The organism is Paenibacillus mendelii (genome assembly GCF_024498075.1).
GTDB classification, from domain to species: Bacteria; Bacillota; Bacilli; order Paenibacillales; family Paenibacillaceae; genus Paenibacillus_Z; species Paenibacillus_Z mendelii.
This window is the reverse complement of the sequence record NZ_JANHOF010000004.1, coordinates 13,541-38,027: the sequence shown is the minus strand read 5'-3', so window position 1 is coordinate 38,027 and position 24,487 is coordinate 13,541. Positions and strand designations below refer to the sequence as shown.

Sequence of the window (24,487 nt, the reverse complement as noted above, 5' to 3'; positions counted from 1 at the left end):
ACAAGGCAAGTACATTGTAATGCAAGGTGTCTTATTGTAATAAATTACCATTTCTTAACGTTCCTATTGGAATAATTAAGGGAATGATAAGGCCTGAAAGACGCTGGGACGTGATAGAATGTCTGGAGAAATCGACCAAGAGGTAGAAGAGGAATGAACTGTTGAAAAAGAAACTATCCGTTGAAGGCGATCGAAACGGCCGGGCAGCAGGAGCTCGAGAAAGCGCAGCTGGCGGATAAAGCCGCCAAAGAGAAAGAGGGAAGCGCCGAATTGGCGAGCAGTCAATTAGGATTCGTTCGCTGCCGACTTCTTTAAGGCGCCCGACAACTCTGACGGATTAATCCAGCGAACTTCCGTCCGAGCCTTAATTGGTTTCCGTTAAAATAGTCCGCCGATTCCAAAATCAATCCATAGTCCCATGTAACTGCCAATAAAGATGAACCAATTGCTTTTCATACATAAAATGTTTCTTGTAGAAATAAATATGTTTTTCTGGGTCGGTATGCTCGTAAAACATTGCCAATGTTCCATACAGGCTAGTCAATTGAAGAAGTTGTGCCAATCGCGGATCCAAAAACATCTCTCCCTCGAAATAGGTTTGAAATCAGCATATGCGGAGTAGGCTTTTGGTGCATAGGTCAATGTCACGATGTTCACTCTTTATTTTTTGGGTAACCACTGCAAGGAAAATTGTTTTTATTGGCTTGGAATGAGCAGAAACTATGTATCTTTATAGACAAAAAACTCTCCAGTTTGGAGAGTCCAAGGAAGTGTGTTTGTCATTTATATGCATCATGAAAGAGTGAAAGGTGTGTTTGTAGGTCATTTTATTATCGGGGACTCAGGTGATATGGAATCATGATGGAGTATAGATATTATTGAATCCACCTTACTTTTACTTACGGGGCTTCGCAAGATCAAGTTCGTTAAATGAACTGTTGATGTATTCACCGTGTAATCGAATTGATTTCGTTTTCTTTGAATTCCATTTCATGTTATTCATTAAGGCCGGATCCGCTGCCGGCATTCTAGACGAAGGGAGATCGGCATTATGGCCTATATCAGCCAAAGCGATGAATCGGAAATGATAATCAGCCTGCATGGCGAACAGCACTGGAGGCGCAGGGAAGAGGAGCTTTCACGGTGGATCGTTGCCCCGAAGCCGAGAATGCGGTCCAAACTGACCGCTAGCTTCAGAGGGTTCGATATAGATGCGGAGCTGCTTCCCGCGCTTACACTATTCATACGATTGGAAATCGAAACGGAATTCTCGTGCGCGGGTGTAAGCCTGCTAGATGAGCCGGAGGAGCATTCGCTGTACGCCTATATTACGTTCCCCGCATCTTACGTGCGGAAGTGTTCGTCAAGCTTGCCATGAAGAGGATGAAACACCGCCTTCTGGTCACGTTCGAGCCTGGCCGGAATCGTTTTGACCTGTCTTCTTTTTATATCGGACATAATCGCTCGTTTTGCCTCTTGATGGAGAGTTGTGCCAGAGTCATGATGGAGCTGGAGGAAGGGGCAATCGCAAGTAACGCTTTATATGAATAAACTGCGAAAACATTCCCATTCGAGGATTGCCCGTGCGTGCTTTTTACGGAATAGATCAGGATCGTGTTATATCGATGCCAATCCCGATTTATCTTCTTACTAGGTTTCTGTTCAGGAAAACGACACTTTTCAACCACGCACTTGATTCTGAAAGAGTGTGGCAAGTTGCTGTCGGTTGTTATAAACGAGCTCGCCCCTGTCAAAATCGACGTGAAAATGTTAGACCGAGAGGAGACAGTTTATTAGTATCCGCTAGTTCCAAATATCTGACATGGAAAGGAGAGATGAACGATGCGAGTTATTATCAAGTTGGCTTGTACGAAATGCGGGGATCGTAACTATACGACAACCAAGAACAAACGTACAACGCCCGAGCGGCTGGAGATCAAAAAATATTCGCCGCGCCTCAAAAAATATACGATTCATAGAGAAACTTGTTAATAACGGCAAAAGCAGCTGAGAATCGCATCCGAACCGATATCTTCAACAAAACTGAGATATCGGAAAATTTCTCCAGAGCCCGGCATTTCTTTGACGAGCAGGTCACGACTGCCTCATACGTCGTATCGCGTCTAGTAATCCCAGTACCACCATTGATAAGCACTGTTTCGACCGTATCCCCAACTGCAGCTTCACGAACGAGCGCTTGAATATGAGCATACTCATCATTCACAATACGGTAATCTTTTATTTCAAAGCTGCCTGCTTGTTGTAACAAATCTTTTATAAGGCTCCCGCTTGTATCTGTTTCCGCTGTTCTCGTGTCGGATATGGTGATGTTCATGCAGCGAACCGAGGCGGGGGCTAGGGATGTTCTTCCACCGATGACATGGCCCCCTAATTGACCTGAGGCGCTGTATCCATAATGCACCCTGAAAATTGTTCTTGGAACCAAGCTTGATTCAAATTCCGACCGATAATAACGATTTCACTTTTTTTCGTTTCATCAGGTCTCCAGTCACGATCCGGTGTTGAACTAAATAGCATATGAATCCCCTGGAAAACGATGCGTTGCTTCACGCCTTTGATGTTAAGGATCCCCTTGTAACGAAACGTATCCGGGCCGTGTTCTTGAAGCCATTTTCCAAAGAAGGCCTCCAGCTTGTTCAGATCAAGCGGACGTTCGTCACTCATCACAATCGAGGTCACATCGTCATCATGGTCATGGTCTTCTTCCTCGAGGAATCCGGGATCGAGCTCTAGCTTCTTGTCGAGGTCAAAGGCGTTGATGGCCAGGATGTGGCCGATATCAATGTTGGATTTATGTGTTCGATAAATTTTAGAGTACGGATTCATGGTGCGCAGCCTTTGCTCAAGCTTACTCAATTCTTCCATATCGACAAGATCGGTTTTGTTGAGCAAAATAACATCGGCGAATGCCACCTGTTCCTGCGCTTTATGACCTTCATCGAGGTGTTGCGGCGCATGCTTGGCATCGACCATCGTAATGATCGCGTCCAGCTTATAAAATTCAGCCATCTCCTCGTCAACGAAGAACGTTTGAGCTACCGGAGCTGGATCAGCAAGTCCAGTCGTTTCAATGATAATCCGATCAAAGTCTACCTTGCGGTCGCTGACTCCTCGCTTGGCATCCATCAATTCGCCTAAAATACGAATCAAATCCCCACGAACGGTACAGCAGATACAGCCATTGTTCATTTCAAATATTTCTTCGTCGGCTCCCACTACAAGTTGGTTATCGATACCGACCTCCCCAAATTCGTTGACGATGACCGCGATCTTCTGCCCGTGATCAGACGTAAGGATATGGTTGAGCAATGTAGTTTTCCCGGCGCCAAGAAAGCCGGTCAGAACAGAAACGGGAACGCGATGGTCTGCATTTTCTACAGTATACATGAAACACACTCCTTGATTATGTATTTTGGTTTATTCGTAATTGTTACTAATAAGAGTATAGATTTGGATTTAACTTCTGTCAAATGTTTACTGTATTCGTATAACTGTATGGATATGGAGCTTCAGAACATGAACATAAAGAATAACGGTTCGTGACTAATCCGAAGATGAAAGTGTTTGGTCAAATAGGGACAAGAAATAGTAAAAACGAAAGACGGAACTAAGTTCTGAATGTTAGCCTAATAGTTGGATCTAATCCTCCTCGATTCGCTGTCGGTTCAAATCAATTCCAATAAGGACGAGATAGGAGGGACCGTGATAATCCGTGATTTCCCAGTTGATGCGACTCCCGGCAAACTGGATAAGTCTGTGTTTATATTTTCATCAGATAACGTCACGTACCCGTTCACCTGAATCCTTTATGGTAATACTCATCCAATTGCTCGGTTAATCGGCTCATGTTGATGCCTTTGGTTTCACGGCTTAAAGCTGGTTGTGAGTTGAAACTGACAGATAGTAATTTGCCGATTTGGTTCCACTTCCGAGAGTACTGTAATAGGGTGCTTCACTTGACTGATACCCACTGCATTGATTTCAAACAAATAATCTTGTTTCTGATTCTGGTGGGACGGAACCGAATAAAACGAGCCGCTCTTCCTTAGTCGGTAAGGGATGAGAGTTTTTTTTGTGAAAACATCTGTTTACTCCTTGTATATGCAGTTTTTTGTGTATATAATCGTAAACGTTACGATTAAATTTATATTAAAGGTTTAGGGACTTTTCTGTCAAAGCAAGAGGAGAGGAGAGATATCATGACAACATGGAATCTGCAGAAGACCCGATGTCATTTACTCATTTGTAACGGCGGCAGTTGCATAAAACGGGGCGGTGAGGAAGTGATTCAAGAGATTCGGAGAGAGATAAAAAAACTTAACGCCGACAACATCATTCATACAACACGCACACGTTGTAATGGACGTTGTGCAGACGCTTGCGTCGTAATCGCTTATCCCGACGGTATCTGGTATAGAGACATTACACCTGAAACGGGCAGGCAGTTAGTCCGCAGGCATGTGGTAGGGCAGCACTTGGAGGAGCAGGTAGTGTACACATACGAACATCAATTTATCGCTTCAGAACGAGCGGTCGAAGGAATAACAAAGGGGTAGAGAGCATGAGCAATATCATTTCGATCATCATTTATCCGTTTTTTTAGGAAGCGGCAAAACAACGCTACTTATAAAGCTCTTGGAACATTATACGAAGTCCGGGAAGAGACCGGCTGTCATCATGAATGAAATTGGAGATGTGAATCTAGATGGTCAGATGGTCGAGGAGTCCATTCTAATGCGAGAAATGTTGAGCGGCTCTTCTGGTCAGAAAGGTAGTAAGTTGCCTTACAATGTATACCGGGGGAAAGGGATCTTCACGTGAAAATTCGTGAGTTCATGATAAAGGGAGTTGACGATGTCGGATGGCATTACTATTATTGTGCATGGGAGAGATGTTGATTGTCTTGGTATGAACAAAGTTTTGGAGTCGATTATTTAACCGTATATAACCATCGAAATGCGGAGCAGGCAGAGCGGGAAGTCGCGCAAATGATGCAATGGTTGCGTATGCCTAACCAGGCGAAAGTCCTAGATTTATGTTGCGGGATGGGACGGCATTCGCTTTGTCTGGCCGAGCTCGGCTTCGACGTAACAGGATATGATCTTTCCGAGGTGCTACTTGCGGAGGCAAGGGCGAAAGATACAACTTCTAACGTCCGCTGGGTCCAAGGTGATATGCGCAACCTTCCTTTTCCGAACCATGCGTATGATGCCGTTGTTAATTTATTTACTTCGTTTGGTTACTTTGATGAAGATGAAGAGAACTGCAGAGTTCTCTCGGAAATGGATAAAGTGTTAAAGCCTCACGGGAAATGGATTATCGACTACTTAAATCCCGATGTTGTAGTTTCTCGATTGGTGCACGAGTCTGAGCGTAAAGAGAACACCTTCACTATTCGTGAAGTAAGAACGGTGAAAGACGGCATGGTGAAGAAACAGATTGCAATCTGCGAAGATATAGGTTCGCCTCGATACTACATGGAGCAAGTGAAACTGTATTCTTTCTCTGATTTTATGCGAATGCTGCAAGGCACATCCCTTGTCGTGGATCAAGCATTTGGTGATTATTCGGGCTCGACATTCGTTCCGGCTGCTTCCCCACGTATGATTCTAGTTGGTCATAAACGGTAACGGATGGATGCCAAGGACATATGGAACATGAATGAGCAATCGATCAAAAACGTTTCATACTAATCAATTGACGAATGAAAAGTTAGCTGATAAACTACATTAAGCGTAATTATTACTATTAACCGATTTCGATTGGTTTTTTTCTTGCTTTCACATCGTAATAATTACTATCTGTAGTTGAAGTAATTCAAAGGCGGTGCAGTAAGTGGAGGAACGGGATGTAGAGCTTATTGTTCAGTCCATGAATAGACTCGGATTGCGAATAACAGATCAACGCAAAACGATAGCTCAGCTTTTCGCAAATGCTACCGGATTTTTGTCGGCTAAGGAAGTGTTTCTTGGTATGGTCGATAAATACGACGGTATCAGTTTTGATACGATATATCGTAATTTAAGATTGTTAAAGGAATTAGGTGTAATTGAGCAATTTCAGATTGAGGATAGCTATAAGTATCGTGTAGCCTGTTTCGGACATCAACACCACCATCATCATATGATCTGTCTGTCATGTAATCGTGTAATTCCGCTCGAATCATGCCCTATGGATAATTTCCAGGCCCCTGATCAATTCCGAATTGTAAAGCATAGGTTTGAAATTTACGGTTATTGTGACAATTGTCAACAGCAAGGCATGGGAGAAGACGCCGAAACGATCTCAGCATAACCTTATAAAATTTATGAACGAAAGGATGATTAAATTGCTCTTGGCTTCCATGAATAAAGTGGTGTTCGGTTATAGCGACGTGCCTTGCTTAGAGAATGCAACCATGGATATTTATTCTGGAGAATTCGTCGCGGTTACGGGCCCAAACGGCGCTTCTAAGACCACACTCCTTAAACTCGCACTTGGCTTACTTAAGCCTTGGCGCGGAGACATTTATTTAGCTAAGCAGAATCAAAGTGGCAAGAGACTCGTGATTGGGTATGTTCCACAGCAGATTGCCGCATTCAACAGCGGATTTCCAAGTACTATTCTAGAATTTGTTCGGTCGGGTACATATGTAAGGCGTTCTTGGCTTCATAAGCTCCGCCCTAGTGATCATGCCATTACAGAAATGGCGCTACGTCAAGTGGGGATGTGGGAACACCGACATAAAAAGATCGGTGAGCTTTCAGGCGGACAGAAGCAGCGGATTTGCATTGCACGTGCTTTAGCGCAGCTGCCGGACTTACTCATTATGGATGAGCCCACTACCGGTATGGATCAGGAAAGCAGAGTCGGCTTTTATGAGTTGATGCACCATCATGTGAAAGAGCATGGACGGACTATCGTTATGGTTACCCATAGTCTCAAAGAGGTTCAGTCTTATCTGGACCGAATTATAGAGCTGGAAAAGAAGGAGGAAGGAGGATGGAAATGCTGCACTACGACTTCATGCAGCGGGCATTTTTCGCCGGTGGGTTAATTGCACTGGTTGCTTCTGTTCTTGGTGTGTATCTCATGCTTAGGCGACAAGCTATGATGGCTGATATGCTCTCACATGTCTCGCTGGCGGGAGTAGCAGGAGGGGCATATCTTCAACTAAATCCGTCGCTAACAGGCTTTGCTATTGCTATTACTGGTGCCATTGCTGTGGAATATGTAAGAAGATCTTATAAGACTTATAGTGAGATTTCTACAGCAATCATTATGATTGGCGGGTTATCCAGTGCGGTTGTTCTAATGAGTTTGAATCAAGGCATGAATAAAAGTTTCTCATCCTATTTGTTTGGCTCTATCGTGGCCGTGAATCAAACAGAATTATCTTTAATGATAGCAGTGGCCTTAATAGGGGCATCGTTTTTTATTTTGTTCCGTAGACCTTTGTATCAAATAGCTTTTGATGAGGAGACGGCCGCGACGAATGGTATTCCGGTCAAATGGGTCTCGCTTATCTTTAGCGTTATTACCGGAATGATTGCCGCGGCAGCTATGCCGATTGTCGGAGTTCTGTTAGTATCCTCTCTGATCGTACTGCCCGCTTCGCTTGCAATCAGGGTTTCATCTAGCTTTACATCTGCACTGTACATCGCAATGGGAATTGGATTAATTGGCGTATTCTCAGGTCTAACTGCCTCTTATGAACTTAGCACGCCGCCGGGAGGAACGATTGCGGTTGTACTCTTAATTCTGTTGGTTGCCGGAATTGCAGTAAAGAAACTGATGTTAAAGGTCGGGAAATTAAGAAGCAAGAATTCAACTAGTAAAGTAGACAACATGAGTACCGCTTTCCCACGTTTCACGATGAACTCATCCATTCAAACAACAGGAGGCAAAGAAAATGAAAACTTGGTCTAGCAAACTAATTCTAATTTCTACAGTCACCGCATTACTATTAGCAGGGTGCGGAGCAAATAACGAGGGTATCAATAACATCAGCAGCGAGCCTGAGAACAGCGGCAAGAAGCTGAAAGTCGTAACGTCCATTTATCCAATTTACGAATTCAGTAAGCAGGTTGCCGGAGAGCATGCTGATGTCATTGGCTTGATTCCTGCAGGCGTTGAACCGCACGATTGGGAGCCAAGCGCCAAGGATATGGCTAATATTAAAGAAGCGGATCTATTCATCTATAACGGGATTGTCGAAGGCTGGGCAGAGCAAGCACTTGAGAGCGCTCCGAATGATAAGCGTATTGTGGTAGAAGCAATTGATGGAATACAGCTGATGGAAAGCGAAGACCATGGGCATGAGGAAGAAGGCCATGAGGAAGAAGGGCATGAGGAAGAGGGGCATGAGGAAGGGGGAAGCCTCGATCCGCACATCTGGTTGAGTCCGGTATTAGCGCAGCAAGAGGTGCTTGCGATTCAGAAGGCATTTGAGAAGGCTGACCCAGCTCATAAGGATGAATACAAGGCGAATGCTAATGCCTATATTTCAAAGCTAAAAGAACTGGATGATGCTTTTAAATCCGAACTTCAAGGCGTTAAGCGTACCGAGTTTGTAACCCAACATGCGGCATTCGGTTACCTCGCAAAGGAATATGGTCTGACCCAGGTTCCAATTGCTGGTCTATCGCCAGAACAAGAGCCGTCTCCAGAGCAGATGGCAGAAGTAATTGCGTTTGCGAAAGAGCATGATATCAAAACGATTTTATTCGAGACGCTCGTCGACCCGAAGATTGCTCAGACGATAGCGAATGAGATCGGAGCCAAAACGGATGTGCTTAATCCGATCGAAGGTCTGACGGACGAGGACAAGAAAGCCAATCTCGATTATATCGGCATTATGACTAAGAACTTAGAAGCGTTGAAGAATGCTTTAAACGAATAGAGTTTGTACTTTTTATTCATTATATTCGTTTGTTGAGTCATTATTAAATTCGAAGCAAGCTGACGCTTATAAATGAGTGTCAGCTTTGTTATTGTTCATACAAAACGTTAACGATTAAAATAGAGGAACCTTCCTGTAGAGCTTAAGAAATGAGCTTTGTAAAAAAGGGAGCGCCACCTGTAAGCGATCATTGGCGACCCTCAAGACATTCCCATGCCCACAAGACTTAGAGACGTATACAGCACCGGATGTCATCCAAGCATGGCGAGTTCATATGCAGCGCGATGGAGGCTTTACGGGCATAGAGAAGGCTGCACAGCTCATTGCTCAGGCGAAACGCAGTGTCGGGAATCGAACTGCTGTAGAAGAAGCAAAGTCAGATTTAAGACGACTCATAGAAGAATATGAACGTGTCACCAGCATGCTTGAAGAGATTGAAACGGACATCGAAGCACTGCTTTCTGAGATTCCAATGGCGCAACAACTCCGTACCATAAAAGGGCTCAGAAAGATCTTCACAGCGGCCATACTAGCTGGCACAGGAGATTTAAGACAGTATGCGCGCGGACGTCAGGTATTACGCAAGGCTGGCCTAAATCTGGCCGAGAGTACGTCTGGAAAGCGAAAGGGACGAATTATACTTTCGAAACGAGGTGATTCAGCTTTACGAAAATATCTCTATCTGGCGACGGTTCAGCTCGTTTGGAATAACCCCGTCTTCCGCCATCTGCATAAGCATAATGTGCAAGAAAGGAAGATGAAAAAGCAGCAATCCATATTCAAGTTAATGGGGAAGTTGCTCGTATATTGACTCGTTCGCGGGATTTCACAAAGAAAGCACGGAGGACCGAGTTCGTGTCCCATAAGGGCTCAGACCCATCCGCTAAACGCTATCGGTCTCCACACCTTGGACAGGTATAACGAAGGAATGTAAGGGGAGTGACCCGTTGAGATCTGGGAGGGTGAACCTCCAGGGATTTGTGGAATATGCGTGCAGTAGAAACTAACTGGGGAATTTAACCTGATCGTTCCTCTATTCCCGCATGCCCAGATCACCACCTCAACGGGTATCACTTCGCTGCTTTCTGAGATTGACCTAAATCAAGGTGATGAAATCCTGCGAATGAGTGATATGTGAGATAAATCCTTAAATCCGAGGGACGGGACACGATAGTTCAATGCTATTGGTAAATTATTTCGATCTGTTAGCAAGCGCGATAAGAGCACGCGCTTTTCGTTCTACAGAGTGACGTTTCATCAGCGATTTCCGTAGGGAAAAGATGAAGCATGGCCAAAGAACCGGTGCACATGAGGCTCTTAAAGACTTGACGCAGTTCGGGGAATACAACGTCAACCCACCGATGGATTTGGTTCTTTGCGATAACGAGTCTCGTCACGACAGAGTCGCGGTTGGAGAGAAAACACGCAGCTCTTCAAAGGATTCAGGCGTGTTATGAATGAACAATGTCGGCAATGAAGAGGGCATCCTCACGAGATGAGGTTTACAGTTGGAGAAGGGCTATATGTCGGCGGAACGAATTTCCGCTCTTGCCCGAGCGTAATTCGTACCTTTCCAGTCAAGCGACATCTCTTATGATGTGCCCTCAGCAATACTCTCTGTCCTATTCTACCAACCAGCCCCTCCAGGAGGCTGCAGGGGGCCCTGCTTTAAACCGGCTTTGACCATCGCCTGGCCCCATGTCTTAACATCCGTTGTTTTGGAACCGCAGGAAACAGGGTTTGTAAATCCCAGCAACTCTCCATCGACGGAGCGAACTTCCGCACGTGCCCAAACGTAGTCGCGATTCTTCCAATCGAATGTCGCCATGAATGTGCCACCGCCATCACCAATTTCAACCGTTTGTACCCGTTCGCCATTCTCGATCCAATGCAATTGGCCTGCATTCATTCCACTGATGCTCAAATGACAGCGAACAATGCCATCGGCAGAGGCTTTGATAGCTTCTGTCAAATCGGTGCCGGGCAAGTACACGGTATCGTCAACTTGAATCGTGGGCTCAAGCTCGGGCCCAATTGTGACACAAACGCGTCCTGCACGGATGCCATCAAGAATTTCATGGGCTGATAAGCGTGATGCAAATACGCAAGTCGTTGGACTACCAACACAGTATTCCTTGCCTCCTTCGTGTGGGGCCAGGTTTAAATGGAAATCGGAACCTCCGATTCCTGTCTTCCGCAGTCCTTCATTCCACATTGTGTTCCAAAGCACAAGCGTTTGATCGTTGGCCTCCTTGCTGATTCTGTTCTCTGGTGAGTTAACGATCTCAACAGCGTCGATCCGGCTGAGATCAGTATCATGCAAGGTCCACTCAAAGGACGGATCTAAAGGATGGTTGATGGAGCATACTGCGCCGGAATCGGACGCATCGCGGATGACCCGATTCATTCCTTGTTCGGTTGTCATTCCGCCGTCAGCCAAATTTCCGTTCCAGTCTATCCATGTCCGCGGACCAAGCGCATTCCAATGCCCGCAGCTGGCTGTCACTTCAATGCCAGGTATGACCAATAAATCGGCTTGGGGCCAGGATGTCGGAACAATAAAATGATCCGTTGCCACAATGAAGTCGAGGCCAGCTGTCTGTGCTTGCCGATTGAGTTCAGACGGTGGTAAACTCCCATCCGATAACATGGTGTGCAAATGACAGTCGCCCTTGTACCAACGGCTGCCTTCTTCCCGACTTGACTCCCAATCGTAGAGATTCAGCATGAAACGGCCGGATCTGTCGAATTCGGTTGCCCAGATATCGCGCGCCGGATCGGGGATACTGGGTCTATATTTATAAGAAAGAGCTCCATTGCCATACTCATAATGCAGTTTGAACGTAGTCGGTTTGCTGCCGAAGTCAATCCGCCATTCACCGGCAGGTATCGCTCCGCCTACACCATTAAAGTTTGTCTTGAACGGATCTCGATGAATGGTCACTGTACGCGGGCTACTGATATCCAAGTGTTGATAACGCAATCTGCCAAGTGGATCACGCACATGGAATATGCGATATGCCGGGAGACTCGAACCACAATCTACATTGAAAATAAGCCAATCGCTTTCTTCCTCCACACGAAAGAAATGGGAGTGTGCTAAATTCAGTTCATTTGCCTCCATGATTAATCGATCCTCCTTGGTTATCGCTCAGAGTTGATAAAATTAAATTAGTTAGTAAATTATATCAAAATAAAAAAAATCCGTAAACCTAATATATGAACAAAACCTTCGCTTATTACGACATATTTGTACATAATTTAAACTAAAATCGGCAACACCTAATAATTTGTTTTATGAAATAATTTAAGGATTATGAGCAATCTGGAAGTAATGAGCAATCTTCATCGTAGCGATTTTTTTCCGGCCTTTCGTATCCGAAGTGACTGTGTCTTCCCGCCACTCCCACATGTCGGCCGTAAACATCAACTTGCGAAACTGCTTTCCCTTCAGCTTCTTCTCCTAATCCGGCTCAATGCTCATAGCGCTCACCCCTTCATGGCCGCCGCTCTCCAACAGCCGCAACGTATATAGCGGATTGTAAGCCTGCTAGAAAATCGCAAACCTGCTCTTATTCTCCAAGGAGGTTAAGCTGGGCAGAGGCAGAATTATTGGCTGGGAGACGTATGGTGGCGAAGCTACAACGACAGCCAACTGCGCGGGGCTTTCAGACCCAAAAACAAACCAAGGAGATTACAACATGCATTCTACTCAAAATGAACGAATTAATCTAATCACTTCTTCTACCTTAATTGTCGGTATAGACATCGCGAAATTCAAACATGTGGCTCGAGCACAAGACTACCACGGCGTCAAGCTCGGGAAGCCAATCTCAATTTGAAAATAACCGAGAAGGTTTTGAGCTATTCGTATGAAAATTCGTGATCACCTGTCGACTGACCTGCGTGTGGTACAAGGATGTGTCCATAATGGGTTGGATCGGTCCTTTCCAGAGTTCCTCACGTAAGGATTGGGAATGGCAAGTCGGCTCGTCAAATGCTTAGCCTCTATTTGCTTCCGCATGAACTTGTTTCACTCCGGCTGATATCTTGCCTGAAAAAACAGGGATGCCGCTGGAGGATATGCAGCTTTTTTTGGCGGTCTCCACCGATGCTGATCCCGCGGATTATCCCGAACTGGTGGAACACTTAAGGAGACACCGGAAAAATATCGTCAGCCAAATCGCCGCTCTGCAGCAGGTAGTTGATTTTATCGACATGAAGTTGGAGGAGGGGAGATACCGACGGGACTGCTCGGATGAAAGTCAGGTCGGTGTGTCAGAGAAAACGATGGGAGAACCGAAACCAAAATCCGTCTCACCTGTTGAGATGAGTTATTTTCCGTATCGCCCAATACGGGCAAGTCACCGACTTCCATATGATAAGCTCACAATTCAAGGGGGAGTACAAGCGAAACTGACACCACCGGCAACATTAAAAAAACATGTTTGAAAGGGTTCTGGTTTGCGATGCACGGCGGCTAGTTTTTCATAGAGGATAGCCGAAGATCTGGCACAGTAATTGAAGAAGGAGTTTATTTCTTGCACCATAATTTGGTTAAATTCCCAGGCACAACAAGAGGTATTTCGAGCTGTGTTACAACCAACACTGGGCTATTTAACCCCAGACCGGTTTGTAGCTGAGTATTACAAAAGCATCGTGTGAGCAACCTTATTTCGCGTCCACTTTCTTGACAGAGGTCCATTGATTATCAAGCAGCAGGAGTAGTCATCATGGCCGTATTAACTCCGCTTTTATTAAAGATTGGCGGATAGCGAGCCCAGCTTATTACGGATTGGTGGTTCATTTATTCCGAAAATGGGTAATACATAGTTTCAATACTCATTTTGTCCAATACACCAAGGTAAGCGCTGATTATGCGTAAAGAGTAAGGAGGATTGTGTTCAGCTGTAATCAGCCATTTTCCCACTACAGATCACCCCGATGAGTCATTGTACAAAGGAGGTATTATAATGTTTCAGGAGCGTTTAGCTCTTCGCGAAAGGAACTTGAAAATTTTCACATCGGTTGTTCTCGCCATTCTTTTATTCATCACGCCAGTCCTGCCTGCGTCGGCAGCATCACCTGGCAAAACCGTGAACGCATCAGCAAAGCTTGCGTATAACTTAAAAGGGCTCAAGCACAATGTGGCAGTACAAAAAGCATATATCGCAGACAAGTATATCTATGTTACACAGCGGTCAAAGGGTACATGCTATCTTTCCAGATTGCGCATTAACGGGAAAGACGCCAAGTACGTAGATCAAATGACCGTCACCAATACCGGCCATTGCCAAACGCTTGATATGTACACGTACAAAGGTGAAAATTATTTCTACTTCAGTTCTAAAGCAGATCCTTCAACAGCCCAATACTGGTCGCTCCAGGTGGCAAGACTTCAATATAAAGCCGGCTCGAAGGTCGATTATACGAAGCTTGATCGGTTCACCTATATGAATTACGCTAATAAGACTGGCAAAAGATTAGGCACCACCTATAGGGTAGACGGCGGTGGTAACAGCAAATATACGTTTTTCCGAGTACAAACAAAGGAAAAGACCGTTACCTGGTCCATATACAGCACAGCGGCCTTGAACAAGCTTTTGGACAGCAAAAAGCAGGTTCGAATGGACAGTGCCGTCGCGGTAAAAGCGAGCGTAGCGAGTTTCTCGCAATCCGGCAGCCGTATTATTAGACCGAATGGATCTTTTCAGGGTGCAGATATGCTGGGAAATACAAAAATTTACACCTCGGGGGGCGCCGAAGGCCAAACCCCTCAGATCGCCATGATGACCAGCTCGGGCGCGTACAAAACCCTGGTGAAAATTACGAATGTAGGAAAGCATGAAATCGAGGGAGTTCAGACAAAGAATGGGAAAGTATATTTTACTATTGTGACGGATCCCAAGAACAAGAAAAATACACAGAAAATCTACTATGTGCCGGATACTATATTTTAAATAACTGTACGTAAAAGAAGTCGCCGTTTATTAAATAATAAAAAAGTAAGCCATTGAGAATTTTCATGCCTGTTTACTGTAACGGAAACGAACACCAAACTTAGAAGGAATTATTTATCTTCCTGAACTCCCTCGGGCAGTATAATATAACTAAACAAAGTTTCTTCAACTTCCGAAATAGCAATCGATAAGAAACCACATCATCTGTAACATGGTAGAATAAAAGTATTATAAAATTCATCCATACAGGGTGGCAACCGCCCTGACTATGAAGGAGGAACCTATTAGTGACAAAGAAAGATAATTCTCTTGCTCCACACGGACCACCCAAGCCAGATCGTGCGCTCACTCGCTTGAATGTATTCATTGGCAAATGGAGTACGGAAGGACTGATTAAGGCGAGTCCGTCCGGGCCGGCTGCCAAGTTGAAGGCAATTGATATCTACGAATGGCTACCTGGCGGGTTTTTCCTTATTCACCACGTGGATGGCTATATGGGAGAGGAAGAGGTTAAGACCATCGAGATCATAGGCTATGATACTTCTAGCCAGACGTACTTCACGCACTCTTATGACAACCGAGGCAGCGTCGGTACGTACCAAGCGAATCTACTCGATGCCGCCTGGACCATTGCAGGAAAATCGGAGCGCTTCACGGGAATGTTTAGCGATGACAGCAACACCTTAACTGGCAGTTGGGAGCTGTCAGGCGACGGCGACAGTTGGGTACCTTGGATGGATATCAAGTTGACGAAAGTCGTTTAGCTGAAAATCCCAAAAAAACTTATAAACTCTTGGGGATCAATAGCGGAACAAACCACAAACAAGAAAGGATCTGAAGTTCCCGGCTCGTATCGTTAAACTAACGGACACGATAGCATTCAATTAACCGCCCTTACAGAGGGCGGTTTTTCTTTGGTCGAAAATCAACATTAAGATTTAACATAGCCTAATGAAAAGAGATAATAATACAATGACAAATCAAAAAGTATGGTTCTGAAGGAACGCGAAATAGTATCAATGCAATGAAATGACAGTTTCCGTGCTTTCGACAAGGTGTCTTTTTTTGAGACGAATGTAGCATTGTTGGGCAGTTTTATCTCTGTTACAATATAAAAGTAACAGGTATGTAACAAGTTATTTAAACGTATTTTAAATGAAAAGGAGGAAATTATGAAGCCTTTAATGTCCCGATTGGTTATCGTCCAGCTGTCCGTGCTGCTATTCGCGGCATCCGGACTACCGGCGCCGAAGGCGCTGGCTGGGGAAGGAGATTCGGATCAAGTGCGGAGCATGAGCTTAGGGAAATCGAAGTCGACGTATTACACGACGGAAAAGGTGACGAATGCGCGCAGTAATATCGAAAAATACGACTGGGCGAAATCGATACGTGACAACGCCGTCAATAACGCACAATTTTTCATCGACTTGGATGACGAATTTTTATGGCATTTTCCGACGTCGCAGGCTCTTCCCCGCAGTTTAGGAGTGCTGACGCGTTACAAGCAGCGGGTGAAGGGCAGCCCGGGTCCGGATGGGGCCGAAATCAACAAGTATGGCAACTACCCGTGGATCATCGATCCGATCAATCATCCGTGGAAGCTGAAAAGCCCCGTAACGGGCGAGCTATACCCAACCAACGATTTCAAGTCGTATTACCAGAGCGGTCTCAACGAGAACGGCGAATTCGATCCGGAGCTGGCAAAAAAAAATGGCTCGCAATTTTTAAAAAATGAGTTGTACCCCGAGCGGGGCGAAAATTGGGGCGTTGATGACGGCTGGGGATGGGAGGACGCGGACGGCGACGTCTGGACGTTCATTGCGTATTACAACCATTGGGCTCATTGGGTGACCGGCGGCGGTAACGCCAACCACGGTTATATTACACGCGGCTTGGACGCCTTGCGCGACGCGTATTTGTATACGGGTGATCCCAAATATGCCCATAAAGGGCTGATCCTGCTCGATCGGATCGCCGATTTGTACCCAGATATGGACATTTCGGTCCATCATTGGGATTTGGGCTTCGACAACGGAGACCCCAACGTTCATTCCGCACAAGGCAAAATTGTACACGACATATGGGAAACGGGCATCGTCAAGTCGTTCACATACGCTTACGACGCGTTTTACCCTGTGATCGATCAAGATACCGAGCTCCTTTCGTTTCTTAGCTCGAAAGCGGAGCAGTATAAGTTGGGGAAATCAAAAAACACGCCAGACGATATCCACAATAACATCGAAGACAACATTTTGCGCTATATTTACCCGGGTGTGCAAAACTCTCAAATCCGGGGCAACATCGGGCAGCACCAAAGCGCACTGGCGCTCGCCGCCGTGGTGCTCGACGAGGAAGGAACGAGCAAGGAATGGCTCGATTTCGTATTCAAGCCCGGTGAGCTGATCAAGCAGCCCGACCCAAATGCGCCTTTCGGACGAAAATATATTTTGACGGGGGGCAATTTCGACCCCGTGTTCTATAACGACATTGACCGGGACGGCTGGGGCAACGAAGCATCGCCAGGCTATAACATGGGCTGGCTCAACAATTTCCAGATCGTCGCCGATGTAGTCGACGGTTACGAGCGATACCCGGAGTATGATTTGTACAATAATCTGAAGTATTTGAAAATGTTCCAGGCGTATTATCCGATCATAATGCTGGACAACTATTCGCCGACGATCGGCGATACAGGTAAAACGGGCAATCCTGGACTGATTGGCAGCTTAGCGAGCGATTTGATCGGCTTCGAAAAAACGGAAGATCCCGTCCTGGCCCAGCTCGCCTATAAGCGGAACGGAAATAAGACGACGGGCATGCACGGCAGCATTTTCTCGGCCGATCCCGAAAAGATCATCAGAGATATAGAGGAAGTGATCCGGACAAAAGGGACGTTCCGGTTGGGCAGCACGCACGAAACAGGATTCGGGTTTTCGGCGCTCCGGGACAGCGATCAGGACAGCCAGCGCGGCTTGTGGTCGTATTATGGCCGCAATTCTGGCCACGGTCATCTCGATACGCTGAACATCGGTCTGCATGCGTTCGACGTCGACCTGTCGCCCGATTTGGGCTATCCGGAAGTGACGGGTACCGATCCGGAACGAATGAACTGGACCAGCGCAACGACGAGCCATAACACAGTAGTCGTGGACCGGCAGTCGCAGAAACACCAAGTGGCGGCAATTCCCCGCCATATCGACGATACGGAAACCGTCAAGCTCCTTGATATCGAAGCACCGAACGTGTATCCGCAGACGGAGCTGTATCGTCGGACGACCGCTCTGATCAAAGCGGATGAAACGAATTCGTACGCCGTAGACTTTTTTCGGATCAAGGGGGGGAGCGACCACGTGTTCAGCTTCCACGGGGCGGAAGGCACCGCGACGGCGGAAGGTGTGGAGATGATACCGCAAAGTGGGGGCTCTTACGCGGGGGCAGACGTTCCGCTTAAAGATCCCGACTACAACAAGAACGGGCTTCTCAGCGGCTTCAACTATTTGGGAAGGGTGGAGCGCGATCCCGATCCGACCGCAGCCTTCAGCGTTGATTGGAGCATAAAAGATACGTGGAACGTACATTCGGTCGATCGGGACATTCATATGCGCCTCACGATGCTCGGAGAAACCGACGATGTAGCACTGGCCGACGGGGTGCCTCCGCAAAACAAGCCGGGCAATCCGAAGACGCTGCGCTATATGCTGGCGCATCGGAGCGGGTCCAATTTGGAAAGCAACTTTACATCCGTGCTCGAGCCGTACGAGAATGAACGATTTATTGCGGACATTCAAGAAGTGTCCGTAATGTCTAACGGCGAGGCGGTTACCCCACTAGAAGCGAAGGCGGTCAAAGTGACGCTGCGTGACGGTCGGATCGACTACATCGTCAGCGCTTTAAATGAAGAAGCTTTATACGACGTCGACGACAAGTTCGAGTTCCAAGGAAGCTTCGGGATGGTATCTTATCGGGACGGCAAGCCGGTGTATATGTATATGCACGATGCATCCCGACTGAAGCCGGACCGGGGACCGATGCAGGCTAAGCTGCCATCAGTTCACGGTACAGTCGAGAGCTTCACGGGGGAGCTGTCGTCGCAGAACGAGATCATCGTAGAAATGAAGCTGAATCACGGCGTGAAACCCGAACAATTGGTCGGGAAATTCATTCATTTGGAAACGGACGGAGTGCGCAACGCCTCGTACGAAATCAAGAGCATCGTGAAAACGGGAGGAGGTCGCCGCTATGCGATCGGCATCGGCGACATAACCCTGATTCGCGGCATGCAAGATAAGACGGACCGGAGTAAAGGGTTCGTCTACGACATTGCGAAAGGCGCTTCGTTTACGATTCCGTTAACGTACGAATTACGCTAACGGGACTGACATTTCAACTTCAACTAAAACGAGGCTACCGGATAGATTGGTTGTCTAATGTTGCCGACATGAAGAAAGAACGTACTGATTTCCAAGCTCAAGTATTAGCAATCGATGCTGAAATAGCATCGCTACCATAGCCACAAGAGTCGTCCAATGGGCGGCTCTTCTATTTTATAAGAAGGGATACCAAGGCAGTAACCGTCAAAGCGCGCAGGATACACGCTCGAGCTATCACCTGGTAAATGCAACGCCGTTTCAGTACAAGGAGGCGTTCCAGTACAAGGAATGACAACTTACGTACGATTACGATTGATTATTGTGAGACGTCGATTGTCGAGTGAACATACTTCCTTAAAAGCCGCATAGTTTCGACTTTTTTTATTTAAGGACGCAAGTTCTTGTCAAAATGAATGGACAAGAACTTGCGTCCTTAGCCGACTTGTGACAACAACATACCTCCTTAACCGCGGCAGCTTATTTTCTCAACTAACTGTATGCGTTAACGGTAGCACAAACGAAATTGAATATAGCCGTTAGAGCCAGCAGTTGTTTAGTAATAAGGCAGTCTAATCACTCATGGTCGCTCAACTAACAGGGAGGTTAGCTCAACCACTCAAGCGTCATAGGAATTAAAGGATATCGGATGGATTTAGCGAATTGACTCCAATTTTAAGGAGGGTAATGGGACGTCTGCGTGGAATGTTTCATGCGCCCAAGTGTGATAATATTTAGGGAGGATTATGGATAAAAAATGAGAGAATGCAGGTGAGAGATTGAACTTTGTTTTTATTAAACGATTTTTAATATTAGTAGCAAGTCTTTTCATCTAGTTTATCATTCACACTACTTTTGTGATAATAGATGGGTTGAATGATGAATTGAAACCTGTTGACGTAGCTGTAGTCGCGAAAGTATAGAAGAGGTCCGTAGCGCATTAGCTAGACTTGATGAACCTCACCGCCTTGCTTTAATCCTCAATTATTTGAGCGGCCTTACATCAAAAGAAATCAGTGACCTACTTAAAGTATCAAAAAGTACTATTGAAAGCCGTATAAGGAGAGCAAAATTAAAGATAAAAAAGGAGCTGGTACCGATGGTAGAACAAACATTGATGAATAACCAATTAGGAGTATCTTTCGTGCAGGAAGTAAAGAGGAAGATCAATACTGGACCAACTATGTTACTCGTATCCAATCTCTCTGAATCCAGAAGGTATTATGAAGAAGTTCTGGGATGTGAGTATGACGATTGTGGTCATACATCAAGAGAAGGGTTATTTCTCTTAATGTATGAAGCTAATAATATTGAAGATGTTAAGCCGATCAGTAGCATTCCTGGCGGTCCACCCTGGGATATTCTGGCTTATACAGAATCGCAAGAAGAGCTTTTTGAAGAGTTTAAAGCAAAAGGAGCCATTATTCGCACCGAATTGAGTGTATCTCAATCGGGGTGGAAAGAATTTGTCATTCAAGATTTAGATGGTTACAAAATTGGTTTTGGTGGTTAATGAAGAAAATCGAAGCTTCAATGATGGAGTTATAGAATTTATCATTAACGGAGAACGTTAGTTCAACCATTACAGGAAGCAGTCCGCCGCGGCGCTGCTCCCTGTCTCATTGAAGTAACGGGCAGCATAGATGAATTCCCATATTTCCTCTTGGAGAAGAAAGATAAAGGCCCCACTATACGGTAGGTAGGGCCTATTAAGAGGAGGATAACTGGTGATTTGACTTAAGCCCATAACCCCATTTTTTTCGGACAATAACACTTTTAGTGCTCATTGTCCTTTCGGATTTGTCCTTTATAAGTGAGGGCGAGCCTAGAGGGCAAATTTCCAAATAAACCAACAGATGAGAGCGGACCCCCAAGATATGAAACCAAATACCATGACAATCTTATTCTCGCTCCAGCCATACTTCAAACTGAAATGATAATGAATCGGAGCCATTTTAAATAGTCGCAACTTCGTGAGTTTATAGTAACAGACTTGCAGGATGACCGAAAATTTTTCGGCCAGATAAACTGAAAACAGAATTGGGATTAATATTTCTACCTTCTCAATTACCGCTAAGATGGAGAGTGAACCTCCAATTGCTAGCGATCCAGTATCCCCCATAAATGCTCTAGCGGGATAAATATTATAGAGAAATAATCCGAGCAGACATCCAATCATTACGAGCGAAAATGTTTGTACTTCCTGCTTGTCTGAGATTAAGAAAAAGAAAAAATAAGTCGGGATGGCAACATTAATCAATAGCCCATCTAGACCATCTGTAAAATTGATTGCATTAGTTGATCCAACCACAAATAATAACATGATTGCTATGTACACGTAAACGGGCAAGTGTAGCTGAAAACCATTGAACAACGAAATATCGCTCGTCAGCGAAAACGAATGGAACAAAGTAATAAGCAGAATAGCGGTAAATGCGAATTGAAACACAAGTTTCGTCCGTCCAGAGATGCCTGATGGATCTTGCCACGCTGCCTTTTTGAGATCATCCATAAAACCAACAGAACTGAATAAGAGAAACGTAACGCACAAAAAGATCATCAATGGTGCAGGGTGAAATTGTAAAGATGTTACCACACCAATAAGCAAAATGAGGCCAGCCATCAGTGGTGTCCCTTGCTTGGCTTGATGGTCAGGGGGTAACTCAGAGCGAATGGGCTGCGTTAGCTTCAGGTTGCGCAGTCCCCAAATGAGCAGTGGCGTAAAAAATGCCACAAGGAAAAAAGAAAGACCGGATATACCCAAGATTCCAACCATTCTGAAAGCACCCCTCCCTTGTCATATAATGAAATGTCCTGCATGATTCAGATATATCTCAAAATCAACTATACATAAGGTTTTACATTCATTAAAGTGAAGGTTTGCTTGGCTTTTTTTCATATTTTCGGTATAAGTCGTTGAACTAACGTACACGATAGCTGAACGAAACAAGGAACAGTTTGCCGCGGCAGCTGTTCCTTATTATTAAGCTAAAGGCAGTTTAATGAATAAAGGTAGCCTAATTCATCACAGGAACAAAGCTTTGCCATCCAATGCTTAACATACCGAGATAAGAGTTTTTTCTTGGAGATGCCTTCGGAAGAAGGTGAAACTTATTCCAATCTTATGCGTCTATCAAGGGATGTGATAGGAGGTGTTATTTATGTCTGAAACATGCACTAAGTGCGGCGCCGTTCATACTGGGGAGAAGACATGCGAATCGATTTTCGGCGAATTTTTGGCACTCGAGTTCACGGATCCCGGTTACGGACGGGTTCATTTTCTCACCGTCGCCTGCTACATGGTTCAACATGAGGGCTACAGCGATGAATTGTATGTCTGGGTGCAAACCGCGCTGCGAAAATACCTGGAGGAAGGCCACACCACGGAGATGATTCGCCAGGATGCCGCCCAAGGACCAGGACGCACCAAGGGGATTCGAAGGCCGGCGGATGCGCCGCCTCTTCCCAAGGTGGCCTGGTCCATGACGATCGCCGATGTGGCCTCGCAGATGCATGATGCGGAAAGTTATTGCAAGCTTATTGAGCAATGGGGACGTACCACGCTGAAAGAGATGGGACCGCTTGTTTTAAATAGATGATAGGATGGATTATAGTAGAGCGAAGTTGCAATGGTAATTAAAGTAACGGTACACATATTTTGTAGCTCGATTAAGAATACAAAACACAAACCAGCATGCCGAATTAAAATGGTAACGCTGATTTGTTTTTGAGAAGGCCCAGAAGAGTGCGAAGATTGAGAAGCATTAATGTATAGAAGGTTCTGTCAAAAGACACGATATCTGTTTGGAGGACTGGTGCACAACCAGAAAAGGATTACTCTACCCCGCGTGCTTCCAAAAAGGAGCGACATACCGTGGTGCACCTTGATCGTCGTAGTCAGACTAACGGATGGGTTCGCGACACCATAGCGTAACGACCTTCCTCACCAGCCGTAAACATCGTATAAAATGCCGCACCAAAATTTTCATTATTCTGCGGTGCCCCGAGAGGGGCATGGGTGGCTAACGGGCAGTTTAGTAACAATCTCATTAAAAAATCGGCAGCCTAAGACCATGTAAAAGGTTTAGGCTGCCGATTATTTTTTTCTCATCCATCTGATAATCATTCATCAAAATCGCCTTCCGTAATGCCAGGAATAACCTACTTAGCGAATGAACGTAGATCAGGCTTGAGCATGCGGAATCGGCTCGCGCCCCGGTATAAAGTTCCGTCTAAATCAATCAAAAATCCATTCATACGTAAAAGCTACTCCCTTCAGTTGAATGATTTATTTCAAGTACAGTGAATTAAACAAACCGTGTGCGTGCAGCGCCTAATCCGAGCCCAAACATAAGAATAGAAGTCACGATGAGCAATAGTAATGGGGTTGTCCAACCCTGAGTTAGATCATGAAACAAATCAAATAGAAATGGACCTACTGAAGCCGTTAAATATCCTATGGATTGCACCATCCTCGACATTTCAGCCGCCTCATGACTGGATCTTGTTCGCAGGCTGAAAAACATCATAGCCAGACTTAATGAAAAGCCGCTGCCGGCCACGATCAATATTGCCCATAGAGGTACTAGCTGATTTGTTCCCGTTGCCAGCCCTATAAATCCAATTAAGTAAAACATGGAGGCCAGTGTAGTAAGTAACCTCTGATCTTTCATACGCCAGGCGATAATTGGCACGATGAATGTAAAGGGAACGCGGTGATTTGCCATGCTAATGAAGACTTCCAGATAGCTTCCCGGTTGGATTTTGTCGTTCTATTTACCTTCATTAATTGATTCGGTAAACGAAGACGTGGAATCCATAAGAGTGTGGCTATTACAGCAAGCCCGCTCCAGCATAAGAGCGATCCTCGCCAACCAAGACCAACGTTATGAGCTAGTGGGTTGCTGAGACCGGAACCGAGTGCGGAGAAGAAGTTCATCGATACTGTACAAAGACCCGTCATCAGTCCAATTTTTGTACTGAAGTCGCGTTTAACTACCGAGTGGCGAATCCACGTCTTTTTCCCGTCATAATAAGCGACGGCGAACATTTTCTTAGCTCGAATTTCACAATATATATATATAGAAAATCCAACTATGCGGTTGACCAGCGGGTATATTCGCTTGGAATAAACTTACCAGTGTACAAGCTTTATGCGTCGACCAACTCCCGTAAAGTGGATTTAATATAAATGGACAATTGTCATAATCTTTGTACAAAAACATAAGCAATTTTTTCGGAAGAAGATTATACTAACC

The 24,487-nt window shown here is 45.5% G+C and carries 20 protein-coding genes and 4 pseudogenes; 18 read left to right on the top strand and 6 right to left on the bottom strand.

Translation table 11 applies throughout. The features are described from left to right. The first annotated feature begins 180 nt into the window (after nucleotides 1-180). The 3 genes from NNL21_RS14480 to rpmG all read left to right on the top strand — a co-directional run bounded on the left by NNL21_RS14480 (nucleotide 181) and on the right by rpmG (nucleotide 1,992). Nucleotides 181-315: a hypothetical protein gene (locus tag NNL21_RS14480; RefSeq protein WP_256555251.1), complete on the top strand. Its 135-nt coding sequence runs from the start codon at nucleotides 181-183 to the stop codon at nucleotides 313-315. A 736-nt stretch (nucleotides 316-1,051) separates the two neighbouring features. Further along, nucleotides 1,052-1,378, top strand: a complete 327-nt coding sequence (locus NNL21_RS36505) for a hypothetical protein (protein WP_309145326.1) — start codon at nucleotides 1,052-1,054, stop codon at nucleotides 1,376-1,378. Nucleotides 1,379-1,842: 464 nt separating this feature from the next. After that, the gene (rpmG, locus tag NNL21_RS14470; protein WP_204817999.1) at nucleotides 1,843-1,992 is read left to right on the top strand and encodes a 50S ribosomal protein L33; all 150 of its coding nucleotides are present in this window, start codon (nucleotides 1,843-1,845) and stop codon (nucleotides 1,990-1,992) included. Between the two features lie 14 nt (nucleotides 1,993-2,006). Here the strand turns inward: rpmG and NNL21_RS14465 are convergent. After that, a pseudogene (locus NNL21_RS14465) lies at nucleotides 2,007-2,335 on the bottom strand (MogA/MoaB family molybdenum cofactor biosynthesis protein); the annotation flags it as partial. 53 nt (nucleotides 2,336-2,388) lie between these two features. Then, a complete protein-coding gene (locus NNL21_RS14460) occupies nucleotides 2,389-3,408 on the bottom strand; it encodes a CobW family GTP-binding protein (protein ID WP_204817998.1) in 1,020 nt (339 codons plus the stop codon). A gap of 812 nt (nucleotides 3,409-4,220) precedes the next feature. Between NNL21_RS14460 and NNL21_RS14455 the strand changes: the two genes are divergently transcribed. The 8 genes and pseudogenes from NNL21_RS14455 to NNL21_RS14420 all read left to right on the top strand — a co-directional run bounded on the left by NNL21_RS14455 (nucleotide 4,221) and on the right by NNL21_RS14420 (nucleotide 9,713). Then, a complete protein-coding gene (locus NNL21_RS14455; RefSeq protein WP_204817997.1) occupies nucleotides 4,221-4,577 on the top strand; it encodes a (2Fe-2S) ferredoxin domain-containing protein in 357 nt (118 codons plus the stop codon). Between the two features lie 31 nt (nucleotides 4,578-4,608). Continuing rightward, nucleotides 4,609-4,776 (top strand): annotated as a pseudogene (locus NNL21_RS14450) (GTP-binding protein); the annotation flags it as partial. A gap of 143 nt (nucleotides 4,777-4,919) precedes the next feature. Then, a complete protein-coding gene (locus tag NNL21_RS14445) occupies nucleotides 4,920-5,651 on the top strand; it encodes a class I SAM-dependent methyltransferase (protein WP_204817996.1) in 732 nt (243 codons plus the stop codon). 205 nt (nucleotides 5,652-5,856) lie between these two features. Next, nucleotides 5,857-6,315: a Fur family transcriptional regulator gene (locus tag NNL21_RS14440; RefSeq protein WP_256555249.1), complete on the top strand. Its 459-nt coding sequence runs from the start codon at nucleotides 5,857-5,859 to the stop codon at nucleotides 6,313-6,315. Between the two features lie 34 nt (nucleotides 6,316-6,349). Beyond that, complete coding sequence (locus NNL21_RS14435; RefSeq protein WP_204818509.1) at nucleotides 6,350-7,057, top strand: metal ABC transporter ATP-binding protein; 708 nt, start codon at nucleotides 6,350-6,352, stop codon at nucleotides 7,055-7,057. Further along, complete coding sequence (locus tag NNL21_RS14430; protein WP_204817995.1) at nucleotides 7,003-7,929, top strand: metal ABC transporter permease; 927 nt, start codon at nucleotides 7,003-7,005, stop codon at nucleotides 7,927-7,929. The genes NNL21_RS14435 and NNL21_RS14430 overlap by 55 nt, the downstream gene beginning before the upstream one ends. After that, entirely contained in the window at nucleotides 7,913-8,902 is a 990-nt protein-coding gene (locus NNL21_RS14425; protein ID WP_204817994.1) for a metal ABC transporter substrate-binding protein, read from the top strand. The genes NNL21_RS14430 and NNL21_RS14425 overlap by 17 nt, the downstream gene beginning before the upstream one ends. Before the next feature lie 274 nt (nucleotides 8,903-9,176). Next, nucleotides 9,177-9,713, top strand: a complete 537-nt coding sequence (locus tag NNL21_RS14420; RefSeq protein ID WP_256555248.1) for a transposase — start codon at nucleotides 9,177-9,179, stop codon at nucleotides 9,711-9,713. A gap of 387 nt (nucleotides 9,714-10,100) precedes the next feature. Here the strand turns inward: NNL21_RS14420 and NNL21_RS36790 are convergent. Then, nucleotides 10,101-10,364, bottom strand: a pseudogene (locus NNL21_RS36790) (IS110 family RNA-guided transposase); the annotation flags it as partial. A 165-nt stretch (nucleotides 10,365-10,529) separates the two neighbouring features. Then, nucleotides 10,530-12,026 carry a CehA/McbA family metallohydrolase gene (locus tag NNL21_RS14415; protein WP_204817993.1) on the bottom strand — a complete coding sequence of 499 codons (1,497 nt, stop codon included), beginning with the start codon at nucleotides 12,024-12,026 and terminating at the stop codon, nucleotides 10,530-10,532. Between the two features lie 926 nt (nucleotides 12,027-12,952). On the opposite strand from NNL21_RS14415, the gene NNL21_RS14405 reads away from it, so the two are divergent. The 6 genes and pseudogenes from NNL21_RS14405 to NNL21_RS14385 all read left to right on the top strand — a co-directional run bounded on the left by NNL21_RS14405 (nucleotide 12,953) and on the right by NNL21_RS14385 (nucleotide 20,742). Beyond that, entirely contained in the window at nucleotides 12,953-13,354 is a 402-nt protein-coding gene (locus NNL21_RS14405; RefSeq protein WP_256555247.1) for a MerR family transcriptional regulator, read from the top strand. Between the two features lie 521 nt (nucleotides 13,355-13,875). Beyond that, nucleotides 13,876-14,862: a helveticin J family class III bacteriocin gene (locus NNL21_RS14400; RefSeq protein ID WP_204817992.1), complete on the top strand. Its 987-nt coding sequence runs from the start codon at nucleotides 13,876-13,878 to the stop codon at nucleotides 14,860-14,862. Nucleotides 14,863-15,149: 287 nt separating this feature from the next. Beyond that, on the top strand, nucleotides 15,150-15,626 hold the full coding sequence (locus NNL21_RS14395) for a DUF1579 family protein (protein WP_204817991.1): 477 nt from the start codon (nucleotides 15,150-15,152) through the stop codon (nucleotides 15,624-15,626). 408 nt (nucleotides 15,627-16,034) lie between these two features. After that, a complete protein-coding gene (locus NNL21_RS14390; RefSeq protein WP_204817990.1) occupies nucleotides 16,035-19,232 on the top strand; it encodes a heparinase II/III domain-containing protein in 3,198 nt (1,065 codons plus the stop codon). A 916-nt stretch (nucleotides 19,233-20,148) separates the two neighbouring features. After that, nucleotides 20,149-20,304, top strand: a pseudogene (locus NNL21_RS36785) (RNA polymerase sigma factor); the annotation flags it as partial. A 24-nt stretch (nucleotides 20,305-20,328) separates the two neighbouring features. Beyond that, on the top strand, nucleotides 20,329-20,742 hold the full coding sequence (locus NNL21_RS14385; protein ID WP_256555246.1) for a VOC family protein: 414 nt from the start codon (nucleotides 20,329-20,331) through the stop codon (nucleotides 20,740-20,742). 312 nt (nucleotides 20,743-21,054) lie between these two features. Here the strand turns inward: NNL21_RS14385 and mraY are convergent, their stop codons facing one another. Further along, nucleotides 21,055-22,005 (bottom strand): phospho-N-acetylmuramoyl-pentapeptide-transferase, encoded by a 951-nt coding sequence (gene mraY / locus NNL21_RS14380; RefSeq protein WP_204817989.1) that lies wholly within the window; start codon nucleotides 22,003-22,005, stop codon nucleotides 21,055-21,057. 385 nt (nucleotides 22,006-22,390) lie between these two features. On the opposite strand from mraY, the gene NNL21_RS14375 reads away from it, so the two are divergent. Continuing rightward, nucleotides 22,391-22,828, top strand: coding sequence for a DUF5946 family protein (locus NNL21_RS14375; RefSeq protein WP_204817988.1), 438 nt, complete (start codon nucleotides 22,391-22,393; stop codon nucleotides 22,826-22,828). Between the two features lie 708 nt (nucleotides 22,829-23,536). Here NNL21_RS14375 and NNL21_RS14370 read toward each other — a convergent pair. Continuing rightward, a complete protein-coding gene (locus NNL21_RS14370) occupies nucleotides 23,537-23,956 on the bottom strand; it encodes an MFS transporter (protein ID WP_204817987.1) in 420 nt (139 codons plus the stop codon). Nucleotides 23,957-24,487 lie beyond the last annotated feature (531 nt).

Coding starts and splice junctions, on each gene's coding strand:
- NNL21_RS14420 (WP_256555248.1), top strand. CDS start 9,177: ATGCAGCGCGATGGAGGCTTTACGGGCATAGAGAAGGCTGCACAGCTC.
- NNL21_RS14375 (WP_204817988.1), top strand. CDS start 22,391: ATGTCTGAAACATGCACTAAGTGCGGCGCCGTTCATACTGGGGAGAAG.
- NNL21_RS14455 (WP_204817997.1), top strand. CDS start 4,221: ATGACAACATGGAATCTGCAGAAGACCCGATGTCATTTACTCATTTGT.
- NNL21_RS14430 (WP_204817995.1), top strand. CDS start 7,003: ATGGAAATGCTGCACTACGACTTCATGCAGCGGGCATTTTTCGCCGGT.
- rpmG (WP_204817999.1), top strand. CDS start 1,843: ATGCGAGTTATTATCAAGTTGGCTTGTACGAAATGCGGGGATCGTAAC.
- NNL21_RS14390 (WP_204817990.1), top strand. CDS start 16,035: ATGAAGCCTTTAATGTCCCGATTGGTTATCGTCCAGCTGTCCGTGCTG.
- NNL21_RS36505 (WP_309145326.1), top strand. CDS start 1,052: ATGGCCTATATCAGCCAAAGCGATGAATCGGAAATGATAATCAGCCTG.
- NNL21_RS14400 (WP_204817992.1), top strand. CDS start 13,876: ATGTTTCAGGAGCGTTTAGCTCTTCGCGAAAGGAACTTGAAAATTTTC.
- NNL21_RS14415 (WP_204817993.1), bottom strand. CDS start 12,026: ATGGAGGCAAATGAACTGAATTTAGCACACTCCCATTTCTTTCGTGTG.
- NNL21_RS14385 (WP_256555246.1), top strand. CDS start 20,329: ATGGTAGAACAAACATTGATGAATAACCAATTAGGAGTATCTTTCGTG.
- mraY (WP_204817989.1), bottom strand. CDS start 22,005: ATGGTTGGAATCTTGGGTATATCCGGTCTTTCTTTTTTCCTTGTGGCA.
- NNL21_RS14425 (WP_204817994.1), top strand. CDS start 7,913: ATGAAAACTTGGTCTAGCAAACTAATTCTAATTTCTACAGTCACCGCA.
- NNL21_RS14460 (WP_204817998.1), bottom strand. CDS start 3,408: ATGTATACTGTAGAAAATGCAGACCATCGCGTTCCCGTTTCTGTTCTG.
- NNL21_RS14370 (WP_204817987.1), bottom strand. CDS start 23,956: ATGGCAAATCACCGCGTTCCCTTTACATTCATCGTGCCAATTATCGCC.